This window comes from Enterovibrio norvegicus DSM 15893 (genome assembly GCF_900115495.1).
GTDB lineage: Bacteria > Pseudomonadota > Gammaproteobacteria > Enterobacterales > Vibrionaceae > Enterovibrio > Enterovibrio norvegicus.
On record NZ_FOWR01000012.1, the window covers coordinates 17,296 to 29,781 of the forward strand.

The following is a 12,486-nucleotide window of genomic DNA, read 5'->3' on the forward strand; positions in this document are numbered from 1 at the left end:
TTTGGTGGCGTTCAAGGGAACGCCACAATGGCGACAGCTTAGGCTGCCGCGAGTTTTGCAAGTGCGCGGTCGAGACGCGCTAAACCTTCCTCGGCTTCTTCTTTGGTGATAACAAGCGATGGCGTCATACGCACAACATTGGTGCCTGCCACCAGCAAGAGCAGTCCTTCGTCGCCAGCTGCCAGCAACACATCACGTGCGCGACCTTGCCACTCATCGTTGAGCGCCGCACCGATCAGCAAGCCTTTACCGCGGATTTCACTGAACATATTGTATTTCGCGTTAAGCGCTTCCAGCCCTTCACGGAACCAGCCTTCACGCTCTTTTACGCCAGCCAATACTTCTGGCTTGCTGACTTCTTCTACCACGGCTTCCGCCACTGCACATGCCAGCGGGTTACCGCCATACGTCGAACCGTGCGTGCCCACTTTCATGTGTGCCGCCAGCGCTTCCGTCGTCAGCATGGCACCAATAGGGAAACCACCACCCAGCGATTTTGCTGTGCTCAGAATGTCTGGTGTCACACCTGTTTGCTCATACGCGTAAAACGTACCTGTACGGCCATTGCCGGTTTGTACTTCATCAAAAATCAGCAGGGCTTTGTGCTTGTCACACAATTCACGAACGCCCTGTAAGAACGCAGGATCTGGCGTGATGATGCCGCCTTCGCCTTGCAATGGTTCCATCATGATGGCGCAGGTTTTGTCAGACATGGCGGCTGAAAGCGCGTCTAAATCGTTATAAGGCAAGTGAGTGACGTCACCCGGCTTAGGACCAAACCCGTCTGAATACGCGGTTTGACCGCCAACAGTCACGGTAAAAAATGTGCGGCCATGGAAGCCTTGGGTGAAGGCAATGATTTCGCTTTTCTCTGGGCCATGAACATCCACCGCCCAACGACGCGCTAATTTCAACGCCGCTTCATTGGCTTCTGCACCGGAGTTAGCAAAGAACACGCGTTCAGCAAAACTGACTTCCGTTAGCTTTTTCGCCAAGCGCAGTGCAGGTGCGTTGGTCATGACATTGCTGAGGTGCCACAGTTTTTCGGCTTGCTCTTTCAAGGCGTTAACCATGACGGGGTGACAATGCCCCAGACAGCTCACTGCAATACCACCTGCAAAATCGATGTACTCTCGGCCGTCCTGATCCCAAATGCGCGCGCCCTTTCCTTTCTCAGGAATCATGGTCATAGGTGCATAACATGGCACCATGACCTCATCGAACAGTTTACGTTCTACTTTATGTTCGGCTGTCATCGCTCATATCCTTCTGTCGATTCTGCTATAAGCATAGTATTTACATTTCGTTAACCGCATCAATAGCAGATAATTTTATATTCGTTGGTGACGTAACGTGGAAATTCACCCTTGGGCCATATTTATGCGCAATATGGGGCGATTAATTAATACAGGAAGTGGCAAGAGTGTCTTTCCTTATGGGAAAGAAAGGTGACATGTCCCGCGCAGACTGAATAAGGTTTCAGTGTTAACGGTACGAAAACAGAGAAATGAAAATGTAAAATCGGTGAGGTTGATCGTCTTTCAACAACGCGCGCGGGTGGCGCGTTGAGCATGAAGACACGAAAATCGGAGATTAAGCGTTTGAAGAAAGGAAGTTTGCGAGCAGTTGATGACCTTGCTCAGTCATGATGCTTTCAGGGTGAAATTGCACTCCTTCAAGCGGCAGTTCACGGTGACGTATCCCCATAATTTCATCAAATTCGCCATCGCGTTCTGTCCACGCAGTGATATCGAACGCCTCTGACAACGATTCACGTTCCACCACCAATGAATGATATCGCGTAACAGTGAGCGGATTATTCAGGCCTTGAAAAACCCCTTGATTTTGGTGCACCACAGGGCTTGTTTTGCCATGCATTACTTGGCGTGCACGAACGACGTTTGCCCCAAACACTTGTGCTAACGCTTGGTGCCCTAAACACACCCCCAAGATCGGTAACTTGCCCGCGAAATATCGAATGGCGTCAAGGGAAATGCCTGCATCATCAGGCGTACAAGGACCAGGAGAAATAACGAGATGTGTCGGCGACATGGCCTCAATATCAGCAAGCGTCAAGGTGTCGTTGCGGCGCACCACAACGTCTGCGCCCAACTGACAAAAATACTGATACAGGTTGTAAGTAAAAGAGTCGTAATTATCGATAATTAACAGCACAAGCATTCCCATCACATCCCTCTCGCTTTACGTCAGCGAGATTGTGCGCAAATGCTATCACAGCTTCTCGTGGCTGCACCAGATGGTGCAGCTAAAACTCATTGATAGGCAAAATCGGGGTGGGCCAAGGGTTATGAAGCCACTCGCGATAAAGGCCCGTCAGCTCGTCGCTGTGCTCGTCAATCAAATGAATAATGCGTGGGTCAATCAGGGTGCCCGCTTCTTGTGTCAACGCATTGATGCCTCGCTGAACCCGTTCTTCAATGTTGCCGTCACAACCTTCAATGGCCTTATCGAGTAGCTCGGCTGCAATGGCGACGCGACACTCTTCAGGAATTTTATCCCCTTCAATTTCAGGAAATCCGGAACCATCCCATCGGGTATTCTTGTAGGTCAGTAAACTCACCGACACAGAAGCAAACCCATTGGTTGCCTCTGAGAGTAACAACATACTGCGGCAATCTGGGGTGCTGTTTCCTCCCTCATCATCCCAAAGCTCACCCAATGCACAAAGCGGGTACGCCAAACTGATGTCTTCCGCTTTGGCTTTCGTTAACCCGTACTTGATGGCCAGCCATTCACAACATTGCGCTATACGTGGAGCAGAGATTTCGACTTCGTTGTTATGCAATGCCGCCACCGCCGCGATTTGGTTCATCACCAATTGATAGTTTTCACGCATGGCCGTTGCGCGCGCTTCGCCCAACAAATGCCCCACTCGGCTTTTCACCAATTCAGGCGACACAGGCTTGATCAGAAAATCTACCGCGCCACTTTTCAGGCCTTCCACTTCGCTTTGGTATTCATCCAGCGCTGACACAATGACAATGGGAATATGACTCACTGTGCGCTCTTTTTTCAAAATACGGCACACCTCGTAACCGTTCATGCCAGGCATCATGATGTCGAGCAAAATGAGATCCGGTTTTTGCTGCATCGTGAGCTCAATAGCACGCTCCCCACTTTTGGCAAAAATGAGGGTGTATTGATCTTGCAGTATGGTGCGCATCACGTGCAGATTGCTCGGCTCGTCATCCACCACCAGCACTTTATATGCCATAACCTTTTACTCCAGATTCTTGCGCTGCAGGTACTTGGTCTAACACAGTCAGGAAGATGTCGTAGGCATCGTCCAATTCGAAGTTCTCGATGGCAGCAACAAAGGTCGCCAACAAAGGTGGCTCTACGTAGCTTGCCATGGCGGGCACCAGTTCCTTGTAAAGCACATCGTCGAATTGGCCTTCCGCCAGCTTAGAAACAAACTCTTCGGTCTTCTTGTTAAACGTTGCAGGAGGCATGGTAATGACCTCCGCATCATCCATTTCTTCTCTGCGCACGCCGAGGTACGCCAACACATTGTCGAACGACGCAGACAAACAGTCGTTCAATGAATCCAACTGTTTACCGAGTTCGGATACCTCTCCCTCTTGCAACGCAGAGAGTAATTTTTTCAATTCATAAGCCAGCTTTTCAAAGCCGAGGCATTCGGCTGCATCAATGGCCGTATTGAAATAGCCATCAATGCTATCAGGCTGCTCCTGCACCATGCGCTTCACCACCACAGGCATGTCAAGGTAATTCAACCGGAACTCTCTCACGATGCTGAGAAGAATGTCTGACGTTGGCCATTGTTGGAATGCCCATGATTCGTTGAAATAGACTTTCTCTTCTTGCGTGATTGGCTGGGTTAATACAGTGACATTGCTGTTTTCATCAATGCCCATACAGCGTTTAAGCACATCAAACACGGCTTCACACTCAAACGGTTTATTGATGACGTCGTCGAAGCCACGCCCTTGCCATTCTTCAGTCGTTGTCGGGTCAACAGCCAATTTCATCGCTATCACCCGCACAGGCTCTTGGCGCGAATCTCCCACCCAGTCACGCAGTGTTCTTGGTGATGGGTACATCTCTTCCGACACATAGGCGTCCATCAGCACCACATCGACTTGCTGCGTTCGAATTAAATCTTCGGCAGCATCCATGTCCGTGAAGGTCAGTACTTTCACCCCTTGGCGCAGCAGCATATCGCGAAGCTCTTGCTGATTGCGCTGCACATCATCAATCACCAAGACTTCTAGTGGCGGTAAGGCATAATGCTGCACCGCATCTCTGTCGATAGATTTCGCGGCATGTTGTACAGCAATCAACGGCAAATCGGCATACACCACAGAGCTTTGAATCGATTCACCGTCAAACCATAAATTCCCTCGCATCAGTTCAATAAGCTGGGTGATCAAAGTGGCTGATAGCGTTTGTCCGGTGTGGACGTTTTTCTTTTCAAGGATGTCACTCGGTTGCACGGCGTAACTCGCAACCGCAAACCGCACCATGTCATTCATGGGAAGAACATGCAGAGACACATTGCCGTTCTCAGTATTGGTTAATGCGCTGCGCATCATGTTCTGTAGTAACTGCTTAATACGGCGGGAATCCCCGACATAGCTATCAAGCAGCGCGTCGCTGTAATGCAGACTGACGTGGAGTTCGCGCGCTTGCACGGTTTCACGGGCGATGAATTCGATTTGTCGGCAAAGCTGAACCAAAGAAAACTCCCCAATGTCGAGGGGTAAAGACTGGCTTTCGAGCTTTGAAGTATCAAGAATGTCATTGATGAGTTTCATCAGGCTGTTACCTGACTCTTTAATCACTTCAAGGTGATGCCGGTGAATGGGGTCTTTTTCCGCATCAATAAGAATGTCTGCTAACCCCAAAATGGAGTTCATGGGCGATCGGAATTCGTAACTCATGTTCGCCAGGAACGAGGCTTTCGATTGCGAAGCTTTCTCCGCCAATCGCACTTTCTCTTCAACGTCCTCTTCTGCTTGGCGCTTGTCGGTGATATCAACAATGACGCCATCAATCCAAGTACTGCCATCCTCCGCACGGTAGCTCAGACCAATTTCCCAAAACCATTTTTCCTCATCGCTACGGGTCGAAAACCGGTATTCACAGTCGTATTTGCCGTTACGGCGAGACACGTTTTCGCGCACTTTACGGTAATTGGCCGCATCGGTGGGGTGAATACGATCTACAAAATGCGATACCCCATTCTCCCCTGTCAGTACAGATGCGCTATATCCGGTGATCGATTTCGCCGCATCACTGATGTACACCATGTGCCGAGTGCCTCCCGTCATTTCACGGAATGCCATGCAGGGTAAATTGGCGATCAAAGATCGATACTGTTTAGCATTTTCTCGCAGCGCCCACGCCAAATGACGTTGCTCGGAGATATCAGAAATCACTGCCACAAAACTGTTTTCTGCAGCGCCTTGATGAAAGCCAATGGCCAGTCGAATCGGGAACGATGTGCCGTCTTTTCGCTTCGCCATGACCTCACGGGTCGAACCCACCACGTCTGATGAACGGCGCTCGATAAAGTTATGGATATACATATCGTGGCGGTGTTGATGCTCGTCCGTCACCAAAATACGCACGTTCTTGCCCATGGCTTCAGACGCTAGCCAACCGAAAATACGCTCAGCCGATGAGTTAAAAAAGGTGATGTGGCCTTTGCTATCAATCGCGACGATGGCGTCGGTAATGGTGTTAATCACACGATCCAATTCTTCGTCTTTAACAGAGAGGTGTTTAACGCGGGCTTTTAGCATAAACAATGCATTGGCAATCTGGCTAACAATCGCAATGAACACAAAGCCGAAGATAAACATCATCAAGGCATCACGACGGTCAAAGGGGGCGCTCTCCACCCGAACCGGTTGCCCTGATAACGTCAGTGTGTCGCGCATGATCAAAGCGACCGTGAGAGAAGCCACCGTGATGGTCGCACCGCTGAGGAGCGCGCTGCTCATGTCTCGGTTCCACTTTGCTTGCTTAGGGCGACCAAAGCGCTGCCACAGCGCCGTGCCCACCAGCAATGAGCAAATTCCCAATGCCATCGTAAACATCGCCATATCAAACTGAGCAATCGATACGCCGTTAATGGCCGCAAAGCCAAAGGTATGTTGAATCATCACCGCAAGAGAAATCAGCCCGGTGGCCATGAGTATCTTGATGGGAGGGTTGGATTTGTACGCAATCAATCGAAACGCGTACAAGCAAAGCAAAAACGTCAGTACTGGGGGAAACAGCAATAAGGCAGGCACAAAACCAAGATCTTGATAGACCGACACGGAGAGGACATTGACCACCTGCATGAGCCACAGCGAAAATGCCAGCGTGAGAGCATTCACGGGCAATGGCGTAAACTGCCAGACAGGCTGTCGCCTCGCTTGCAGTGGGCGATATAAGAAAGCCAGAGCGGCTACAACGAATGATGCACCACCTGCGAGCAGCAACATCCATGGATCGGTATACCCTTCCAGCAGAGGCTGGTCTGTCACTGGCGGCAGAAAAAAGAGAGTCAGTGATTCGATTATCGACATGCGTTTTACCGAGTTTGCGCCTAATTCATTGAACAAGCACACAAATGATCATTACTGAGAAAAACAAACAACTTTCGAGACATCTTTTAAGCTTAGTCAAGATTTGGCAGGTAACCCATTAAAACGAAGGTAAAAAAATAGGCTCCCAAGGGAGCCTATTTCAATGCGTTTTACGTTATTTTATTTTGCACTGCAGTCCACGGAACACCGCGACGGTTTTCTCATCAATCACCGCATCACCACACGGAATATCAATGAATCCCCATAAACGAACACTCAACGACACGGTGTCGCCGTAAGCCACGCCCATGTCTTGCAAGAATGGGCTGTCTTGGGTGTATTTACGGTTTTTCTTCCAACGCAACCACGGACGGTCGCTGTCGATGTTTCCATTGATGGCAGGTTGCACCCAGAACACGCTTTTGTTCTTAAAGCGCAGCTTGAACATCTCAGCCGCTTCTTCATAATTCAAACTGATGATCACCGGATCATGGTCTGAGGAAGAATAAGGGTTGGTGGATTTCACCAGATCACCCGTAAAGCGGCCTGAGTATTGGAACAACGTGCTTTCTACAGCATTGATGTGCCAATCTTCGACACCGGTTAGTTTGCTCACGACACCTTGGTTACCCACGGCATGGTCAAGGCTACCCAGCTCACCATCAAAGGTGTACGAGAAGGCTTCATCGCCCAAGAACGAGGTCGCGAGATTCACATAGCCAAAGCCATTGCCCACTTCTCGCGCAGCCTCATCCAAGGTCACGCCAGCAATAGAGGTTCCGGCAGCGGTCACAATCTTACGTTCTGCAGAAGCAGCGTCGTAATCGGTCATGACACGCATTGGATCTTCTTGGCCATAAGCATTGAAATCACCCAACGCGATAATGTCGCCTTCGATGTCAGCCAATGCATTGCCAAGCGTTTCCGCAGCAGACACACGGAATTCATTACAACGACCTTGAAGGTCCGCGGGATCATCATCGAACTCGCCGGCAACCCAATCTTCGTAACAACCTGAGCCTTTCGATTTGAAGTGGCTAACCGCGATAGACAGTGTTTGTTCGTCAACCACACTAAAGGTTTGCACCAAGCTATCACGCTGGAATTTATCCAGCTGGCGCGTTTCGCCGTCAGGGTTTTCACCCGAAATATGCTGTTCTGGCATACGCACAACCACTGCATCACCCGATGGAGACACAACCGCAGCACGGTAAATCAACGCCACTTGAATCGCATCGCCACCCAAGAATGCGCCTTGATTGAGATCGTCAACCGCTGGCGTCACATAGGTGTAGTGATCAGCGTCATCCGCAAAGCGCGTGTTCAGCTCGGTCACTAAATCCGCCAATGCACCGTTGTCACCAAAACCGTTGTTCTCGATTTCCATCAAGCCAACAATGTCAGCATCCATGGCTTCCAACGCATTCACGATTTTCGCGCGTTGCAGTTCAAACTCCGCCGCATCTTTGGTGCCACGGTTACAACCACGCGATGCATCCGCATCAGCTTGGTCATCACAGGTGACATTCAAATCACCGCCCACAGCACTCGCACTGGTGAAGTAGTTGAGCACGTTAAAGCTCGCCACTTTCACGTTGGTGTCAGCAAATGTCTGAGGCGCTGCTGTGCGGTCTTCTTCGCGTACAAAATCACCCGCAGTGATTTCGTTGGTTGCCACCAAACGGTATTTGCTGAAGCTATACCCCATCACCCCTTCAAGGTTGGTGACGACATCGCCAATGCGAATATACCCTTGGTCTGCATCCAGACCAGGGAAATAAGGCACCACGCCATTTGGCGCTTTGGTGTCTGTTTCAATGTAAAGCTGGTTTTGTGCATTTTCAGCAGCAAGGGCTGCAGCTTCTGCAGAGCCCGCTATGTAAAGCTGTGTTGGCTTGATCAGCGGTGCTTCATGGGACAACACCATGTTGTTTCGGAACGCATCAAAGTCAAAACCAAAGTTACGCGTGACCACCATGTCACTGCTTTGAGTGAGGCGTACTTTCATGCCTTCATAACGCTCAAGGGCGTCTTCAAGCACTTCGTCTTCTCCCACTTCAATGTCCGTCGCCGCCAGCTCACCCACGGTATCGATCACTTCCCATTGGTTGCTCTGCGCATCCAGCTCGGTCAAGTTGAAGAACTCTTTGACCTTACCGCCCGCACACACTTGCATGCCCGGCTCAATCCCAACAGGCTCACTCCCCGTGAAGATGTACAAACCGTCAGAGGTTGATGTATCACCATCGCCATTCGCGTCTTGCAGCCAAAAGCCTTTGTACAAATCGGTGGTTACCGCTGTTACGACGCCGCTGACATAGTAGGTGTCTTCGCTTTCAAAGCTGCCATCCGGGACAAGTGGGCTTTTATCGCCACTGCCTTGGACAGCATAAATGGGCGTCAGGGTTTGATCGTCACACGTGAAGGTATTGCCGCCACCGCCGCCATCACACGCGCTTAGGCCACTACAACCCAAACCATCAAATGTATCTTGGTCAAAAGATTGCCATTCAGCAGACACATCAAACGTGGCAGTAAGATCGGTTCGTCCAACACTGCCTTCTTGGCGACGAAGGGTGACGTCTTTGGCGTAGTTGCTGCCTAAAGCAAGCTCACCAAGGCTATCAATGACATTGTCATTGCCATCAATAAGCGCGACCACGTCGTTGCCGTTAAAGTTAACCGAACCCGATGTAATTTGACTGACGTCAGTGATGTCTGTCGATGCACTGCTGTTACCAATCACCAAAGAATCACCGGCCGCCAACGCGCCACTTAAGGCAATGGTGGAACCGAAAGACGTGTTGTTATTGGACGCGATTTTGACCGCCCAATTATCGAGAGACACGCTGTCACTGCCGAGATTGGTGATTTCAACGGCTTTGTTGTTTGATGAACCTTCGACATATTCCGTAATCAGTACGTCTGCACTTGCTGGAAGTGCTGCACTTAAGGCTAGAGCCAGTGGACTCCATGTTGAGATCTTCATTTGCTGTCCTTTTTTGCGTGTGAAGTCATAAGCAACGCAAATATGTAACAGTCATGGATTTCATTTTCGTGATGTAAGGCTCATATCACTGAATAGAGCATAAGGTGCTGACGTGATTTTCGAGACTCGTTCAGCAATCAACAGATAAAGAAAGCGTCAAAAGAGAGAGAATATGATGGGAACAGGAGAGATTAAGACAAAAAAAGCAGCGAAATCGCTGCTTTTTGATCTGATTAGACGAGATTAGGTTTCGACTAAGGACGGGTAACAAAACCCACAGCTTCGTACACTTTCTTCAAGGTCACAGCCGCGCGCTCAGAGGCTTTTTCTGCACCTGATTTCATGACTTGATCTAAGTAAGCACGGTCTTGGCGGAATTGCGCATAACGCTGTTGAACAGGCTCAAGCATCGCAACAACCGCTTCTGCCGTGTCGGTTTTCAGGTGGCCATACATTTTGTCAGCGTAGTCTGCTTCAATTTCAGCGAACGTCTTGCCTGTCGCAACAGACATCAGACCCATCAAGTTCGCCACGCCTGGCTTGTTTTGGATATCAAACAGAACACGTGGTGGCTCTTCTGAATCGGTCATTGCGCGTTTAATTTTCTTCGCAATCGCTTTCGGGTCTTCAAGCAAGCCAATCACGTTGTTGCGGTTATCGTCAGACTTCGACATTTTCTTCGTCGGATCTTGCAGGCTCATCACACGCGCACCCACTTGTGGGATGTACGGTTCTGGCACGCTGAACACGTCGCCGTATACATTGTTAAAACGGGTCGCGATATCACGCGCAAGCTCCAAGTGTTGCTTCTGGTCATTGCCCACAGGCACTTGGTTTGCTTGATACAGAAGAATGTCCGCAGCCATCAATACTGGGTAGCCGAACAAACCCGCATTAATGTTTTCTGCATGACGTGCTGACTTGTCTTTGAACTGGGTCATGCGGTTAAGCTCGCCCATTTGCGTGTAGCAGTTCAGCACCCAGCCCAATTGCGCGTGCTCAGGCACGTGCGATTGAATGAACAAGTTACTTTTTTCAGGTGTTACACCTACCGCAAGGCAAAGCGCAAGTGAATCGAGTGTCGCTTCACGCAGTTTTTCCGCTTCCTGACGAACAGTGATCGCGTGCAAGTCTACGATGCAGTATTGGCAATCGAAGTCATCTTGCATTTGTTCCCACTGACGCAAAGCACCGATGTAGTTGCCGATACTGAGTTCACCTGAAGGTTGAACACCGCTAAGTACAATGGGTTTGGTCGTTGGGTTACTCATGTTCTTTCTGTTCCTGTCAGTAAAATCAGCCAGAGTGACCACACCCTGGCTTTAAGCTCGAGAAAATCGAAGGTTTAATTTACGCTGTTTTTTCGGTACTGAGAACCGTTAAAAGTTGGTCAAAGTGATCTGCCACGCTATCCGGCGCACTATCACTGATCGGCTCGCCGTAGTTGTAGCCATACGTCAGACCAAAAGAGGCGATACCTGCATTTTTCGCAGCAAGAATATCGTTCTTCGAGTCACCAACCATCAGCATTTGGTCTGCAGTTAAACCATGCTTGTCACGCAGCGAGAACAAACCTTCTGGGTCGGGTTTGTTGGTTGGCAACGAATCACCACCAATCACGTCGGTGAAGTATTGTGCCAACCCCAAGTCAGCAAGGATTTCTGGAACAAACTCATACGGCTTATTGGTGACAATGCCCAAGACAAAGCCTGCATTTTTAAGCGCAGCCAAGGTGGTTTTCACCCCTGGGTAGACAATGGTTTTGTCGTGGCCGTTGTTCGCATAGTGGAAGTTAAAACGCTCACGCACTTGGCGGTATAGCGATTCATCGATATCAGGACGAATCGTCACGCTTTGGCTAAGCGCGCGCTTGAGCATGATCTCTGCACCGTTACCAATCCAGTTACGCACTTCATCATCCGTGGCGGTGTGCAGATTGAAATCTGCCAGTGCCATACGAATGCCTTCAGCCAGATCAGGCACGCTATCAACCAGCGTTCCGTCTAAATCGAATGCGATGTATTTGATGTTTTCAAATCTTGCCGTCACGAATTATTGTCCTACTTTGCTCAGTTCTGCGCGCATTTCATCAACCACGGCTTTGTAGTCAGGTTGACCAAAGATTGCAGAGCCTGCCACAAACATGTCAGCACCTGCTTCTGCAATTTCGCGAATGTTGTCAACTTTCACACCGCCATCAATTTCAAGACGGATATCGCGGCCGCTTTCATCAATACGACGACGCACTTCGCGCAGTTTATTTAATGTTTCAGGAATAAAGGATTGGCCACCGAAACCCGGGTTTACTGACATCAAGAGCACCATGTCGATTTTATCCATGATGTGGTCAAGATGGTGAAGTGGCGTTGCAGGGTTAAAGACCACGCCCGCTTTACAGCCATGCTCTTTAATCAATTGTAAGGTACGGTCAACATGGTCACTGGCTTCTATATGAAAGGTGATCATGCTCGCGCCCGCGTTCGCAAAATCAGGGATAATGCGGTCAACCGGTTTCACCATCAAATGCACATCGATTGGGGCTGTGATGCCGTAATCGCGAAGCGCTTTACAGATTGGCGCACCAAATGTCAGGTTTGGCACATAGTGGTTATCCATGACGTCGAAGTGAACAACGTCAGCACCTGCTGCCAATACTTTATCGACATCTTCACCTAAACGCGCGAAATCCGCCGAAAGGATCGACGGTGCAATAAGAAAATCCTTCATCCTGTAGCCTCACTTATACCAATTACCCTAAGCCTCTGTGTACGGTTTGCAAAAACTTAGGGTAATGGGTAGCGCGTTAAACTCACTTGAGGTTGTAGCAAAGTCGGCGCAATTCTACCCGATTGAACGTCGCCTGTCTTATCAGATGCGTTGATAGCTAGCATTAGCAAAAGTTTTACCAATGGCACACAGGGGAGGCTTGTTTGT

8 protein-coding genes are annotated in these 12,486 nt (G+C 49.6%); all 8 read right to left on the reverse strand.

Translation table 11 applies throughout. The features are described 5' to 3' along the window. Positions 1–38: 38 nt before the first annotated feature. Positions 39–1,256, reverse strand: coding sequence for an aspartate aminotransferase family protein (locus BM082_RS09240; RefSeq protein ID WP_074926695.1), 1,218 nt, complete (start codon positions 1,254–1,256; stop codon positions 39–41). Between the two features lie 337 nt (positions 1,257–1,593). Next, positions 1,594–2,175 (reverse strand): aminodeoxychorismate synthase component II, encoded by a 582-nt coding sequence (locus BM082_RS09245; RefSeq protein WP_026025222.1) that lies wholly within the window; start codon positions 2,173–2,175, stop codon positions 1,594–1,596. A 91-nt stretch (positions 2,176–2,266) separates the two neighbouring features. Next, positions 2,267–3,235 carry a response regulator gene (locus tag BM082_RS09250; RefSeq protein ID WP_017009608.1) on the reverse strand — a complete coding sequence of 323 codons (969 nt, stop codon included), beginning with the start codon at positions 3,233–3,235 and terminating at the stop codon, positions 2,267–2,269. Beyond that, a complete protein-coding gene (locus tag BM082_RS09255; protein ID WP_074926780.1) occupies positions 3,225–6,563 on the reverse strand; it encodes a PAS domain S-box protein in 3,339 nt (1,112 codons plus the stop codon). The genes BM082_RS09250 and BM082_RS09255 overlap by 11 nt, the downstream gene beginning before the upstream one ends. A 175-nt stretch (positions 6,564–6,738) precedes the next feature. Further along, positions 6,739–9,552, reverse strand: a complete 2,814-nt coding sequence (locus BM082_RS09260) for an ExeM/NucH family extracellular endonuclease (RefSeq protein WP_074926697.1) — start codon at positions 9,550–9,552, stop codon at positions 6,739–6,741. Between the two features lie 254 nt (positions 9,553–9,806). Beyond that, the gene (trpS, locus tag BM082_RS09265) at positions 9,807–10,823 is read right to left on the reverse strand and encodes a tryptophan--tRNA ligase (RefSeq protein WP_017009605.1); all 1,017 of its coding nucleotides are present in this window, start codon (positions 10,821–10,823) and stop codon (positions 9,807–9,809) included. Between the two features lie 79 nt (positions 10,824–10,902). Next, positions 10,903–11,601, reverse strand: coding sequence for a phosphoglycolate phosphatase (locus BM082_RS09270; protein WP_074926699.1), 699 nt, complete (start codon positions 11,599–11,601; stop codon positions 10,903–10,905). A gap of 3 nt (positions 11,602–11,604) precedes the next feature. Then, positions 11,605–12,279: a ribulose-phosphate 3-epimerase gene (gene rpe, locus BM082_RS09275; RefSeq protein ID WP_017009603.1), complete on the reverse strand. Its 675-nt coding sequence runs from the start codon at positions 12,277–12,279 to the stop codon at positions 11,605–11,607. Between the last annotated feature and the right edge of the window lie 207 nt (positions 12,280–12,486).

What these genes read in the sequence shown, in the direction of transcription:
- BM082_RS09260 (WP_074926697.1), bottom strand. Translation starts at nt 9,552, where the DNA reads ATGAAGATCTCAACATGGAGTCCACTGGCTCTAGCCTTAAGTGCAGCA.
- BM082_RS09255 (WP_074926780.1), bottom strand. Translation starts at nt 6,563, where the DNA reads ATGTCGATAATCGAATCACTGACTCTCTTTTTTCTGCCGCCAGTGACA.
- BM082_RS09240 (WP_074926695.1), bottom strand. Translation starts at nt 1,256, where the DNA reads ATGACAGCCGAACATAAAGTAGAACGTAAACTGTTCGATGAGGTCATG.
- rpe (WP_017009603.1), bottom strand. Translation starts at nt 12,279, where the DNA reads ATGAAGGATTTTCTTATTGCACCGTCGATCCTTTCGGCGGATTTCGCG.
- BM082_RS09250 (WP_017009608.1), bottom strand. Translation starts at nt 3,235, where the DNA reads ATGGCATATAAAGTGCTGGTGGTGGATGACGAGCCGAGCAATCTGCAC.
- trpS (WP_017009605.1), bottom strand. Translation starts at nt 10,823, where the DNA reads ATGAGTAACCCAACGACCAAACCCATTGTACTTAGCGGTGTTCAACCT.